This is a genomic window from Caulobacter sp. NIBR2454 (assembly GCF_027474405.1).
In the GTDB taxonomy this organism is placed as follows: Bacteria; Pseudomonadota; Alphaproteobacteria; order Caulobacterales; family Caulobacteraceae; genus Caulobacter.
Window position 1 is genome coordinate 1,954,105 of sequence record NZ_CP114871.1, and the last position, 12,703, is coordinate 1,966,807.

General features: G+C 64.7%; 13 protein-coding genes. 2 read left to right on the plus strand and 11 right to left on the minus strand.

Translation table 11 applies throughout. The features are described from left to right. Nucleotides 1-92: 92 nt before the first annotated feature. Entirely contained in the window at nt 93-1,649 is a 1,557-nt protein-coding gene (locus O5K31_RS09585) for an AMP-binding protein (RefSeq protein ID WP_269713369.1), read from the plus strand. 29 nt (nt 1,650-1,678) lie between these two features. Further along, entirely contained in the window at nt 1,679-2,074 is a 396-nt protein-coding gene (locus tag O5K31_RS09590) for a DoxX family protein (RefSeq protein WP_269713371.1), read from the plus strand. Nucleotides 2,075-2,139: 65 nt separating this feature from the next. Here O5K31_RS09590 and lpdA read toward each other — a convergent pair whose 3' ends face one another. The 11 genes from lpdA to secG form a co-directional block, all read right to left on the minus strand. Beyond that, a complete protein-coding gene (lpdA, locus tag O5K31_RS09595; RefSeq protein ID WP_269713373.1) occupies nt 2,140-3,546 on the minus strand; it encodes a dihydrolipoyl dehydrogenase in 1,407 nt (468 codons plus the stop codon). 86 nt (nt 3,547-3,632) lie between these two features. Further along, nucleotides 3,633-4,904, minus strand: coding sequence for a pyruvate dehydrogenase complex dihydrolipoamide acetyltransferase (locus tag O5K31_RS09600; protein ID WP_269713375.1), 1,272 nt, complete (start codon nt 4,902-4,904; stop codon nt 3,633-3,635). Between the two features lie 96 nt (nt 4,905-5,000). After that, the gene (locus O5K31_RS09605; protein WP_269713377.1) at nt 5,001-6,377 is read right to left on the minus strand and encodes a pyruvate dehydrogenase complex E1 component subunit beta; all 1,377 of its coding nucleotides are present in this window, start codon (nt 6,375-6,377) and stop codon (nt 5,001-5,003) included. Beyond that, nucleotides 6,374-7,399 (minus strand): pyruvate dehydrogenase (acetyl-transferring) E1 component subunit alpha, encoded by a 1,026-nt coding sequence (pdhA, locus tag O5K31_RS09610; protein WP_269713379.1) that lies wholly within the window; start codon nt 7,397-7,399, stop codon nt 6,374-6,376. The genes O5K31_RS09605 and pdhA overlap by 4 nt, the downstream gene beginning before the upstream one ends. Nucleotides 7,400-7,465: 66 nt before the next feature. After that, complete coding sequence (locus tag O5K31_RS09615; protein WP_269713381.1) at nt 7,466-7,762, minus strand: FtsB family cell division protein; 297 nt, start codon at nt 7,760-7,762, stop codon at nt 7,466-7,468. A gap of 53 nt (nt 7,763-7,815) precedes the next feature. Then, nucleotides 7,816-9,099: a phosphopyruvate hydratase gene (gene eno, locus O5K31_RS09620; protein WP_269713383.1), complete on the minus strand. Its 1,284-nt coding sequence runs from the start codon at nt 9,097-9,099 to the stop codon at nt 7,816-7,818. A 77-nt stretch (nt 9,100-9,176) separates the two neighbouring features. Further along, complete coding sequence (locus O5K31_RS09625; protein ID WP_269713385.1) at nt 9,177-9,638, minus strand: hypothetical protein; 462 nt, start codon at nt 9,636-9,638, stop codon at nt 9,177-9,179. A gap of 2 nt (nt 9,639-9,640) precedes the next feature. Further along, entirely contained in the window at nt 9,641-10,006 is a 366-nt protein-coding gene (locus O5K31_RS09630; protein WP_269713387.1) for a DUF6152 family protein, read from the minus strand. 126 nt (nt 10,007-10,132) lie between these two features. After that, complete coding sequence (gene rpmF, locus O5K31_RS09635; RefSeq protein WP_269713389.1) at nt 10,133-10,315, minus strand: 50S ribosomal protein L32; 183 nt, start codon at nt 10,313-10,315, stop codon at nt 10,133-10,135. A gap of 127 nt (nt 10,316-10,442) precedes the next feature. Then, complete coding sequence (locus O5K31_RS09640; protein ID WP_269713391.1) at nt 10,443-12,095, minus strand: CTP synthase; 1,653 nt, start codon at nt 12,093-12,095, stop codon at nt 10,443-10,445. A gap of 77 nt (nt 12,096-12,172) precedes the next feature. After that, the gene (gene secG, locus O5K31_RS09645; protein ID WP_269713392.1) at nt 12,173-12,622 is read right to left on the minus strand and encodes a preprotein translocase subunit SecG; all 450 of its coding nucleotides are present in this window, start codon (nt 12,620-12,622) and stop codon (nt 12,173-12,175) included. Nucleotides 12,623-12,703: the final 81 nt, after the last annotated feature.

The window sequence follows — 12,703 nt, forward strand, 5'->3', positions numbered from 1 at the left end:
GTGTGTCATATCTTTTCAAGCCCTCCGGCCGCAGCTAGCTTCGCCGGTCCAGAACGAAAGCACATGAGTCTTTCGGGGAGGTTTTTTAGTTTATGTCGCGTGTTTTCGAACCGCAGTCGGCGCAACGCCCGATCTTCGACGCCCTTCTCGACGCCCGCGATCGCTTCGGCGCGAAGAAACCGATCCTGGAAGACCAGGATCGAAATCCGCTCACCTATACCGACCTGATCCGCGCCAGCTTCGCGCTGGGCCGCAAGATCGCGGCCATGACACAGCCGGGCGAACGCGTGGGCATCCTGCTGCCGTCCGGCGCGGGGGTGGTGGTGACCTTCTTCGCCCTGCATGCCTTTGGTCGCGTGCCGACCATGCTCAACTTCACCTCCGGCATCCGTAATCTGAAGGCCGCCTGCCAACTGGCTGGGGTCAAGCGCGTGCTGACCGCCCACAAGTTCGTGGAGTTGGGCAAGCTGCACGACCTGATCGACGCCATCGAGGAGAAGGCCCAGATCACCTATCTGGAGGACGTGCGCCAGACGATCGGCCTGTCCGACAAGCTGTTCGCCGCCGCCGCGGGCGCCATGCCGCGCCGCTTCCGCGCCGCGGCCGCCCCCTCCGACCCCGGTGTGGTGCTGTTCACCTCCGGCAGCTTCGGCGCGCCGCGCGGCGTCGTCCTGACGCAAGCCAATCTGGTGGCCAACGCCTACCAGATCGCGGCGCACATCGAACTCGACCCGGCCTGGGTGATGTTCAACCCTCTGCCGACTTTCCACTGCTTTGGCCTTACGGGCGGGGTAATCCTGCCGCTGCTGACGGGCATGAAGGCGTTCCAGTACCCCTCGCCTCTCCACACCAAGCAGATTCCGCCACTGATCCGTGACAGCAAGGCCTCGATCCTGCTGGCGACCGACACCTTCGTGAACCAGTACGCCCGCGCCGCCGAGCCCGGCGACCTGTCGAACTTGAAGTTCGTGGTCTGCGGGGCCGAGAAGGTCCGTGACGAAACCCATAACCTGATCGCCGAGCGTTTTGGCGGCGTGCCTTTGCTCGAGGGCTATGGCGCGACCGAGGCCTCGCCCGTGGTGGCCGTTAACAAGCCGGACGACAACCGTCGCGGCACCGTCGGCGGCCTGCTGCCCGGGATGGAGTATCGCGTCGAGCCGGTGGACGGCATTCCGCTGGGCGGTCGCCTCTACGTGCGCGGTCCCAACATCATGGCCGGCTATCTGAACGAAGACGGTTCGATCGAGATTCCGGTCGACGGTTGGCATGACACCGGCGACGTGGTCACCATCGACGACAATGGAACCTGGATCACCATTCAGGGGCGGGTGAAGCGTTTCGCCAAGATCGGCGGCGAGATGGTCTCCCTGACCGCGGCCGAGGATTTGGCCACCGCCGTTTGGCCCGATGGCCGCCACGCCGTGATCGCCATGCCCGACAAGAAGAAGGGCGAGCGCCTGATCCTGGTAACCGACCGTCCGGACGCCGACGTAGCGCCCTTGGTGGCCCATGCCCACACCATCGGCGCGCCTGAGTTGGCTGTTCCGCGCCGCATCCTGAAGGTGCCAGAGGTGCCGGTTCTAGGCACGGGCAAGACTGATTATGTCGCGATCCAACGCATGGCGGAGACCGACACACAAGCGGCCTGATCCGCAGGCCGAAACAAGGGAGGGCGAAGATGCTTCAGTTGTCGGTGTGGGCGCCGCGGGTGCTCAGCGTGTTGCGTATCGTGACGGCCCTGCTGTTCATGCAGCACGGCCTGATGAAGATCTTCAGCTTCCCGGCTCCACAGCCCGGCGTGCCCGATCCCTTGCCTCTGATGCTGGTGGTCGCCGCCTGGCTGGAGATCGTAGGCGGAGCGCTGGTGGCTCTGGGCCTGTTCACGCGCCCGGTCGCCTTTGTCTTGTCGGGTCAAATGGCGGTCGCCTATTTCCTGGCCCACGCCTCGCAGGGCTTCTATCCGGCTCTCAATGGCGGCGAGCCCGCGGTGCTGTTCTGCTTTGTCTTCTTCTATCTGGTCTTCGCCGGCCCTGGCCCGTGGAGCCTGGACGCGATCGTCCGCAAGAAGACCTGATCCCAACGAAGAAAGGCCGGAGCGGCGCAAACCACTCCGGCCTTCCTTGTTGTCATGCGCCGACGCTAGATGTGCAGGACGCGACCGTAGGCGGCGAGCGACGCCTCGTGCATTGCTTCCGACATCGTCGGGTGCGGGAACACGGTGGCGAACAGCTCTTCTTCCGTCGCCTCCATGGTCATGGCGATGGCGAAGCCCTGGATCAGTTCGGTGACGTCCGAGCCGATCATGTGAGCGCCGAGCAGCGCGCCGGTCTTGGCGTCGAACACCGTCTTGATGAAGCCGTCTGAATGGCCGGCGGCCACGGCCTTGCCGTTGCCGATGAAGGGGAACTTGCCGACCTTCACCTCGATGCCCTTTTCCTTGGCGGCGGCTTCAGTCAGACCAACCGAGGCGACCTGCGGGTCGGCATAGGTGCAGCCCGGGATCGGCGCGGTCAGGTTGTTGCCTTTCAGACCCGCGATGCCTTCCACGCAGTGGATGCCTTCGTGGCTGGCCTTGTGGGCGAGCCAGGGCGGGCCAGCCACGTCGCCGATGGCGTAGAGGCCGGCGACATTGGTCTTGCCATGCTTGTCGTTGACGATGTGGCCGCGGTCGATCTTTACGCCCAAGCCTTCCAGGCCCAGGTTCTCGACATTGCCCGTGATGCCGACGGCGACGATGGCGCGCTCGGCCTGCAGGCTTTCCGTCTTGCCGGCGATCTCGATGTCGACCGTCACGCCCGTTTTGGACTTGGTCAGCTTGGTGACCTTGGCGCCGATGCGAAACTTCAGGCCGCGCTTTTCGAACGCCTTCTGTGCCGCCTTGGACACTTCGGCGTCCTCGACCGGCATGATGCGGTCGACAGCTTCGACGACGGTCACCTCGGCGCCCAGGGCGCGGAAGAAGCTGGCGAACTCGATGCCGATGGCGCCCGAGCCGATCACGACCAGGGTGTTGGGACGCTCCGGCGCGACCAGGGCGTCGCGATAGCCCCAGATGCGGTCGCCGTCCGGCTCCAGGCCGATGGCGGGGATGCTGCGGCCACGAGCGCCGGTGGCCAGGATCACGTGCTTGGCCTGGACTGTGCGCGAACCGCCGGCCTTCAGGGCGATGACGGCCTTCGGAGCCGGCGCGCCCTTCTCGAGCTTGGCGGTCCCCTCGATGACCTCGATCTTGTGCTTCTTCATCAGGCCGGCGATTCCGCGCGACATCTGCGCGGCGACGCCTCGGGAGCGCTCAACGATCTTCTTGAAGTCATAGGAACGACCGGTGACGCCCAGGCCGTAGTCGCCCAGGTGATCCAGCTGTTCGTAGATTTCGCCGGACTTCAGCAGGGCCTTGGTTGGGATGCAGCCCCAGTTGAGGCAGATGCCGCCCAGGCTCTCCCGCTCGACGATGGCGGTCTTGAAACCCAGCTGGCTGGCGCGGATGGCGGTCACATAGCCGCCTGGACCCGAACCGATGACGAGAACGTCGAATTCCGTGGACATTGAAATCCCCTTCCCCGCCCGCCGGCATGGCCGGGTCAGGACGGCGATGAAAAGTTCAGGCCCCGGTCGAAACCGGGGCCCGCGGACTAGGCCAGCATGGTCGCCGGATCTTCCAGCATGGGCTTGAAGACCGACAGGAACTTGGCGCCGATGGCGCCGTCGACCACGCGGTGATCGCAGGTCAAGGTCACAGTCATCACAGTGGCCACGGCCAGTTGGCCGTTCTTGACGACCGGGCGTTGTTCGCCGGCGCCGACGCTCATGATCGCGCCCTGCGGCTCATTGATGATCGAGCTGAACGACTTGATGCCGAACATGCCGAGGTTCGAGACCGAGAAGGTGCCGCCCTGGAATTCCTCGGGCTTCAGCTTCTTGTTGCGGGCGCGCTCGGCCAGATCCTTCATCTCCACGGCGATCTGAGACAGCGTCTTCAGCTCGGCCTTGCGGATGATCGGCGTGATCAGGCCGCCATCGATGGCGACAGCCACGGCGATGTCAGCGTTGTGGTGCAGGGCGATGCCTTCCGGCGTGAAGCTGGCGTTGGCTTCAGGCACCTGCTTGAGGGCCATGGCGGCGGCCTTGATGACGATGTCGTTGACCGACACCTTCACACCCGACTTTTCGAGCATCTTGTTGATGCGGCCGCGAGCGGCCAGCAGCGTATCGATCTCGATGTCGATGTTCAGCGGGAAGTGCGGGATGTCGCGGGCGCTCTCCGTCAGGCGGCGCGCGATGGTCTTGCGCATTCCGTCCAGCGGGACGAGGTCGTAAGAGCCAGCCGGAATGCCAAGTTGCTCCAGGCTCTTGGCCTGAGCGGCAGGCGCGGCGACCCCGAGGGACGGGCCCTTGGCCTTGGCGGCTTCGACGTCGGCCTTGATGATGCGGCCATGCGGGCCGGAACCGGCGACCGCCTTCAGGTCGAGACCGGCCTGCTCGGCGATGCGGCGGGCCAGCGGCGAGGCGAAGACGCGCGAGCCGTCCGCCTTGGCTGGAGCGACGGGCGCGGCTTTCGGCGCTTCGGCCGGCTTGGCTTCGGCCTTGGGAGCCTCGGCCTTCGACGCTTCAGCCTTAGGGGCTTCGGCCGCCGGAGCGGCCTTCGGCGCGGCGGAGAGCTCTTCACCATCGGCCTTCAGCACGGCGATCAGGGCGTTGACCTTCACGCCTTCGGTTCCGCCGGGCACGACGATCTGGGCGACGACGCCCTCGTCGACGGCTTCCACTTCCATGGTCGCCTTGTCGGTCTCGATCTCGGCGATCACGTCGCCGGCCTTGACCACGTCGCCCTCTTTCACCAGCCATTTGGCCAGGGTGCCTTCCTCCATGGTCGGAGACAGGGCGGGCATCAGGATGTCGGTCATGCGTCTTCCCTATTCAGGTGCGCGGGGAAGGCGCGAGCCTTCCTGTATCTTGCAAGCACGCCGGCCGCCCCTCGATCTGGAACGGCCGGCGGCTCATTACTTGTAGCAAACCGCCTTGGCGGCCTTGACGATCTTCTCGACCGACGGCAGCGACAACGCCTCCAGATTGGCGGCGTAGGGCAGCGGCACGTCTTCCTGGTGAACCCGCAGCGGCGGTGCGTCCAGGTAGTCGAAGGCATGCTCGATCACCCGCGCGACGATCTCGGCGCCGACGCCCATCGGGCCCCAGCCTTCCTCGGTCGCTACCAGACGGTTGGTCTTCTTGACGCTTTCCAGGATCGTTTCGTGGTCGAGCGGGCGGATGGTGCGCAGATCGATGATCTCCGCCTCGATGCCCTCTTCGGCCAGGATCTCGGCGGCCTTGAGTGCCAGGCCCACCATGCGCGAGTGCGCGGTGATGGTGACGTCCTTGCCTTCACGACGAACCTTGGCCTTGCCGATCGGCACGACCCAATCCTCGACGTCCGGAATGTCGAACTCGACGCCGTACATCATCTCGTGTTCGAGGAAGACGATCGGATTCGGGTCCCGGATGGCGGCTTTCAGCAGGCCCTTGGCGTCAGCCGCATCGTAAGGCGCGATGACCTTCAGGCCCGGCACGCTGCCGTACCAAGCCGAATAGTCCTGGCTGTGCTGAGCGCCCACGCGGGCGGCGGCGCCGTTGGGGCCGCGGAACACGATCGACGACTTGATCTGACCGCCCGACATGTAGAGCGTCTTGGCGGCCGAGTTCACCACGTGGTCGATCGCCTGCATGGCGAAGTTCCAGGTCATGAACTCCACGATCGGCTTCAGGCCCGCCATGGCGGCGCCGACGCCGAGACCGGCAAAGCCGTACTCGGTGATCGGGGTGTCGATGACGCGCTTGTCGCCAAACTCCTGCAACAGGTCGCGGCTCACCTTGTACGCGCCCTGGTACTGGGCGACTTCCTCGCCCATCAGGAACACGCGGTCGTCGGCGCGCATCTCTTCGGCCATGGCGTCGCGCAGGGCGTCGCGGACGGTGATCTTCACCATCGGCGTGCCTTCCGGAATCTCCGGGTCCTTCAGCTCCACCTTCGGCTTGGCCGGAACCGCAGCCTCGCCTTCCAGCTGCGGCTTGGCCGCCTCGGGAGCCTGCTTTTCGGGATCACCTGCCGATTGCGCCGGAGCAGACTTCGGAGCTGCGGTGTCGCCATCGCCCTTCAGGCGGGCGATCGGTGTGTTGACCTTCACGCCTTCGGAGCCTGCGGCGACCAGAATGGCCTCCAGCACGCCCTCGTCGACGGCTTCCACTTCCATGGTCGCCTTGTCGGTTTCTATCTCGGCGATCACGTCACCAGCTTTGACGTCGTCGCCTTCCTTCACCAGCCACTTGGCCAGGGTGCCCTCTTCCATGGTCGGAGAGAGCGCGGGCATGAGGATGTCCGTCACTGAGCGGCCTCCAGGTAGACGTCGGTATAGAGTTCGGAGGGATCCGGTTCAGGGCTAGTGCGAGCGAACTCCGCGGCTTCGGCGACGATCTTCTTCACGTCGGCGTCAATCGCCTTGAGTTCGTCCTCAGTCACCTTGGCCGCGTCCAGCAGGCCGCGCAGGTGGTCGATGGGGTCGCGGGTCTTCTTGACCTCGTCCACCTCGTCCTTGGACCGGTACTTGGCCGGATCGGACATGGAGTGGCCGCGATAGCGGTAGGTCTTCACTTCCAGGATATAGGGGCCTTCGCCGCTGCGGGCGTGGTCGGCGGCCTTACGGCCAGCGGCTTCGACAGCCTCGATATCCATGCCGTCCACGGCTTCGCCGGGGATGCGGAACGACACGCCACGCTTGTAGAGGTCTGTCTCCGAAGAGGCGCGCTCCAGCGAGGTGCCCATGGCGTACTGGTTGTTCTCGATCACGTACACGACCGGCAGCTTCCACAGCTGGGCCATGTTGAAGCTCTCGTAGACCTGACCTTGGTTGGCCGCGCCGTCACCGAAGTAGGTGAAGCTAACGTTGCCGTTCTCACGGTACTTGTTGGCCAGCGCCAGACCGGTGCCGAGGGCCACCTGGCCGCCGACGATGCCGTGGCCGCCGTAGAAGCCGGCTTCGACGCTGAACATGTGCATTGAGCCGCCCTTGCCCTTGGACGAACCGCCGGCGCGGCCGGTCAGTTCGGCCATGACTTCGTTCGGATCCATGCCGGCGGCCAGCATGTGGCCGTGGTCACGATAGCCGGTGATGATCTGGTCGCCCTTGATCGCGACCTTCTGCATGCCCACCGCAACGGCTTCCTGGCCGATGTACAGGTGGCAGAAGCCGCCGATTAGGCCCATGCCGTACAACTGGCCCGCACGCTCCTCGAAGCGGCGGATCAGCAGCATGCTCCGATAGCTATCGAGCAGGTCGCCCTTTCGGTTACTGACACCGGTGTCAGAACCCTTGCCCGAAGGCGTCTCAGCTTTGCGCGTTCGCGCCATGAACTTCTCCCTGGACCGATTGCATTGCGGTCTCCGTCCCAAGATCCTGGGACGAAAAGTCCCGCCTCAGGGTTTCTTGCGGATCACATAATCCCTGGGGTCGCCAAACCCAAGAAGGACGCGTGCGCGTTCCTCCAAAAGATCGGCGGACAAACTTCCGTCGCGTAATAGACGAGCCCTGGCCTCCAGGTCCATCCTTTCGGCGCGGATGCGCTTCAGTTCCTTCTGCCTGACCGCCAGCGTCGCATTGCGTTGCGACGACGACAGCAGGCCGCGATCCCCCGTCAGCGCATGAAATGCGAAGTAGAAGATCAGGAACGCCAGGATGGCGGTGGTCAGATAGGGCTGCAGACGCGCGAACATGCCGATTCCCAACGGGGCGGATCCACATGTCGCGCATCGTGCTTAACGCCTGATTACCCACGACCTTTCAGCGCCGCGCGCCCGGCATAGATCGCCTGATCGTCAAGCATCTCCTGGATGCGCAGCAGTTGGTTGTACTTGGCCAGCCGGTCCGAACGGGCCAGCGAGCCGGTCTTGATCTGACCGCAGTTGGTGGCGACGGCCAGATCCGCGATGGTCGCGTCCTCGGTCTCGCCCGAACGGTGGCTCATCACCGAGGTGTAGCCCGCGCGGTGCGCCATATCGACGGCGTCCAGAGTTTCGGACAACGTGCCGATCTGGTTGACCTTCACCAGGATCGAGTTGGCCAGGCCCTTCTCGATGCCCATGGCCAGGCGCTCGGGATTGGTGACGAACAGATCATCGCCCACCAGCTGCACCTTGCCGCCCAGGCGATCGGTCAGCAGCTTCCAACCTTCAAAATCGTCCTCGGCCATGCCGTCTTCGATCGAGGCGATGGGGAACTTGGACACCAAGCCTGCGAGGTAGTCGACCATGGCGGCGGGATCGAGGCTCTTGCCCTCCCCTTCCAGTTCATACTTGCCGTTTTTGAAAAATTCCGTCGAAGCCACGTCCAGGCCCAGAACGAAGTCGTCGCCGACGCGATAGCCCGCGCCTTCGCCAGCCTTGACGATGAAGGCCAGAGCTTCTTCGGCCGAAGCCAGGTTCGGGGCGAAGCCGCCCTCGTCGCCGACGTTGGTGTTGTGACCCGCGTCCTTCAGAGCCTTTTTCAGGCCATGGAAGATTTCGGCGCCCATGCGCAAGGCTTCGGAGAAGTTCTCCGCGCCCGTCGGCAGGATCATGAATTCCTGGATGTCGATCGGATTGTCGGCGTGGGCGCCGCCGTTGATGATGTTCATCATAGGCACCGGCAGCACGCGCGCCGAGACCCCGCCGACATACTTGTAGAGGGGCAGACCGGCCGATTCGGCGGCGGCCTTGGCCGTGGCCAGCGAGACGCCCAAAATGGCGTTGGCGCCCAGACGCGACTTGTTCTTGGTGCCGTCCAGGTCGATCAGGACATTGTCCACGCGGCGCTGATCATCGGCGTCGAGGCCGGCCAGGGCATCGTAGATCTCGCTGTTGACGGCTTCCACCGCCTGCTGGACGCCCTTGCCCAGATAGCGGGCCTTGTCGCCATCGCGCTTCTCGACAGCTTCGTGAGCGCCGGTCGAGGCGCCCGACGGGACCGCGGCGCGGCCAAAGGCGCCATCCTCCAGGACGACATCGACCTCGATCGTCGGGTTGCCCCGGCTGTCCAGAATCTCGCGGGCGAGGATGTCGACGATTTCGGTCATGGGGAGCTTCCGAAGTTTCAGGGGCGCGGGTGGCTTAGCCGCCCAACGCCGATTTCGCAAACACCTCGACCAAGTGATCAGAGATAAGCGATCAGGCGCCCACAGATCAGGACGCTGGTCCACAGCAGGATCGACAACATCGCTGACGCCTTCGCACCCGGAGGCGGAATGTCGAGCCTGGGCTTGTAGAGCCGAAACAGCGCCGCGTTGATCGTCGCTGTGACGACCAGCAGCAGTTTCACTTGAAACACGCGCGAGGCCGACAACGCCACGGCGTCAGCGGCGAACAACAACAAACCGCTCAGGACCATCACCACAAATCCGGCGATGGCTATAGGCGTAAGCGTCCGCCAGACGGAGGCCGCATGCAGGGTATTGGCGTAGCCGAGAATGCGCAGATCGAGCAGAATCGCCGCGCCGGCCACCATCACCGCGCCCAAGATGTGGGCGACATTGGCGATGGGATACGCCAGCGAGGCGCTACGCATGAACTGGCCGACGCCCGACGCTTCGATCGCGGGCCACACACTTTCCAGCACGATCAGCGCAACTCGACCGTCTTGCCTGCGGCGGTTATGCGTTCGGCCCTCAATTCGGCGACCCCGTCGTTGCGGGGGTAGCCATAGACCGTCACGGTCTTGCCGATCTCGACATCAGCGGCCTTCAGCCCCCTCGCATCCATTCGCGAGACGGGCGCCAGAACCACCGTCCAAACCTTGCCGGCATGCTCGACGGTGATCTCGCCATGAGGATTGCGGTAGGCCGCGCTCTTCACCTTCGCCTCGACCGTCATGGGCTTGGCGGCGTCGTAGCTGCTCCAGCCGTGGTGGGCGTAGGCGGCCAGGGGCGTAGACAATAAAAAAGCCGCTGCGAACGCTGCGGCCTTGCGAACCTTGGCTTGTGGCATGTCGGATTCCCCCGGTTGCGTGAAGCTCCGCTTCTCAACGCATGTCGGCGGTAGACGTTCCCAAGCAAAACGCCGCCCGCCCCAAGGGTGAGCGGCGTTTGCAAACGCGATGCGTCAACGAGGACCTTAGTCTTCGTTCGGCGTCAGGATCTGCTTGCCGTTGTACAGGCCGGTCTTCAGATCGACATGGTGCGGACGACGCAGTTCGCCCGAGTCCTTGTCCTCGATGAAGGAGTTGGCGCCCAGGGCGTGGTGCGAACGGCGCATGTTCCGGCGCGACGGGGAGGTTTTTCGTTTGGGAACGGCCATCGAAGGACTCTGCTCGCTGAGCGTGAAAACGGAAGCGGCGGCCGGGTGGGCCGCCACATGAGGCGGGGCTTATGCCTGAATCATCGCCAGAGTTCAAGACCCGGTGCGCTGAACGGCGACAGCCGCGTCAAACCAGTCGGCTTTGCTCTTTGGCCGCGGCGATGAAGCTGGCGAACAACGGGTGCGGCGCGAAGGGACGGCTCTTCAGCTCCGGGTGGAACTGGACGCCGACGAACCACGGATGATCCTGCCGCTCGACGATCTCAGGCAGGACGCCGTCGGGCGAACGGCCCGTCAGCTTCAGGCCGGTGGCCTCCATGCGCTCGTTGTAGCCGATGTTGACCTCATAGCGGTGGCGATGCCGCTCGCTGATGGCCGTGGAGCCGTAGATGTCGGCGATCTTGGAGCCCGGCGTCAGGACGGCGTCATAGGCGCCCAGGCGCATGGTGCCGCCCAGATCGTCGCCTTCCTTGCGCTCGACCCGCTCGTTGCCCTGCACCCACTCGGTCATCAGGCCGACAACAGGCTCGGGCGTGGGACCGAATTCGGTAGAGCTCGCGTTCTTCACCCCGGCCAGGTTCCGCAGCGATTCGATCACCGCCATCTGCATGCCGAAGCAGATGCCGAAATACGGCACGTTGTGTTCGCGGGCGAACTGGGCCGCGCGAATCTTGCCTTCCGCGCCCCGCTCGCCAAAGCCGCCAGGCACCAGGATCGCGTGTGCGTTCTCCAGGCGAGCCGCGGCCGCGCCGTCCTCGCCCTCGAACGTCTCGCTTTCGACCCAATCCAGGTTGACCTTGACCTTGTTGGCTACGCCGCCGTGGTGCAGAGCCTCGATCAGCGACTTATAGGCATCCTTCAGGACCGTGTACTTGCCGACAACGGCCACGGTGACCTCCCCATCGGGGTTGGTCGTGATGTCGTTGATCGATTCCCAGCGCGACAGATTCGGCGCGGGAGCGTCATTGAGGCCAAAGACGTCGAGCACTTCGGCGTCGAGGCCTTCGCGGTGATAATCCAGCGGCACCGCGTAGATGGACGAGCTGTCCATGGCGGTGATCACTGCGCTGGAGCGCACATTGCAGAACTGGCCGATCTTGCGCTTTTCCTCGGCCGGGATGGGCTGCTCGCACCGGCAGAGCAGGATGTCCGGCTGGATGCCGATGGAGCGCAGTTCCTTGACCGAGTGCTGGGTCGGCTTGGTTTTCATCTCGCCGGCCGTCTTGATGAACGGCAGCAGCGTCAGATGCACGAAGCAGGAGTTCCCGCGCGGCAGCTCCTGGCCTAGCTGGCGGATGGCCTCGAAGAACGGCAGGCCCTCGATGTCCCCCACCGTTCCGCCGATCTCGACCAGCACGAAGTCAGCCTGCTCACCTGTCGCATCATCGATGGCGGGGCTGAGGACGAACTCTTTGATCTCGTTGGTGACGTGCGGAATCACCTGGACGGTCGCGCCCAGATAGTCTCCGCGACGCTCTTTCTCGATGATCGTCTTGTAGATCTGGCCGGTCGTGATGTTGTCGGCCTTGCGCGCAGACACGCCGGTGAAACGCTCGTAGTGGCCCAGATCCAGGTCGGTCTCAGCGCCGTCGTCGGTCACAAAGACCTCGCCGTGCTGATACGGGCTCATCGTGCCCGGATCGACGTTCAGATAGGGGTCGAGCTTGCGAAGGCGAACCTTGTAGCCCCGAGCCTGGAGGAGCGCGCCAAGCGCTGCGGAGGCGAGGCCTTTCCCCAGAGAGGAAACCACGCCGCCGGTGATAAAAATGTACCGCGTCATGGGAGGTCAGAGTACTCGTGATTCGGGCCGCGAAACTCGCGGCCCGGTGTTCATCAACAGCATTTGTGTAGAAGCCGTCATTGGGGGGTCGGTGCGGACCCCGGAGCCGGAACGCCGGCGGGCGCCGGAGTCGTGGCGGGCGCGGTGGCCGGCGGGATCGGACCGAACTCGTTCAATTGCGGGGTCGGGGCCTGGACCGGCGGCGGGACCGAACCCGGAGCCGGCGCGGCCGGAGCCTGCTTCAGCGAATTGGGATCAATGCTGTCGATCTTCAGGCGATCGACGATCGACTGGCTGGCGCGCTCACGACCGGACAGCAGGGTCAGGGCGAAGCTGAGCAGGACGAAGATCGTGAACAGGATCCAGGTGATGCGGGTCAGAAGATCCCCCGCGCCGCGCGCCGACATGAAGCCGGTTGGGCCGCCGCCCATGCCCAGAGCGCCGCCTTCGGAGCGCTGCAGGAGCACGACCCCGATCAGGGCCAGGCACACGATGATGTTGGCGGTCAGAAGAATGCCGGTCAGCATGTCGCTTAAATCTTGGTCTGGGCGGCCATGGATCGGGCCGCGCGAAACGAAGCGGCCCTCCTAGCACCGGAGAGGCCGCCG

Excerpts from the sequence above, each read along its gene's own strand:
- O5K31_RS09640 (WP_269713391.1), bottom strand. The coding sequence starts at position 12,095 with ATGACGCGGTACATTTTTATCACCGGCGGCGTGGTTTCCTCTCTGGGG.
- eno (WP_269713383.1), bottom strand. The coding sequence starts at position 9,099 with ATGACCGAAATCGTCGACATCCTCGCCCGCGAGATTCTGGACAGCCGG.
- O5K31_RS09630 (WP_269713387.1), bottom strand. The coding sequence starts at position 10,006 with ATGCCACAAGCCAAGGTTCGCAAGGCCGCAGCGTTCGCAGCGGCTTTT.
- O5K31_RS09600 (WP_269713375.1), bottom strand. The coding sequence starts at position 4,904 with ATGACCGACATCCTGATGCCCGCCCTGTCTCCGACCATGGAGGAAGGC.
- secG (WP_269713392.1), bottom strand. The coding sequence starts at position 12,622 with ATGCTGACCGGCATTCTTCTGACCGCCAACATCATCGTGTGCCTGGCC.
- rpmF (WP_269713389.1), bottom strand. The coding sequence starts at position 10,315 with ATGGCCGTTCCCAAACGAAAAACCTCCCCGTCGCGCCGGAACATGCGC.
- lpdA (WP_269713373.1), bottom strand. The coding sequence starts at position 3,546 with ATGTCCACGGAATTCGACGTTCTCGTCATCGGTTCGGGTCCAGGCGGC.
- O5K31_RS09615 (WP_269713381.1), bottom strand. The coding sequence starts at position 7,762 with ATGTTCGCGCGTCTGCAGCCCTATCTGACCACCGCCATCCTGGCGTTC.
- O5K31_RS09585 (WP_269713369.1), top strand. The coding sequence starts at position 93 with ATGTCGCGTGTTTTCGAACCGCAGTCGGCGCAACGCCCGATCTTCGAC.
- pdhA (WP_269713379.1), bottom strand. The coding sequence starts at position 7,399 with ATGGCGCGAACGCGCAAAGCTGAGACGCCTTCGGGCAAGGGTTCTGAC.
- O5K31_RS09590 (WP_269713371.1), top strand. The coding sequence starts at position 1,679 with ATGCTTCAGTTGTCGGTGTGGGCGCCGCGGGTGCTCAGCGTGTTGCGT.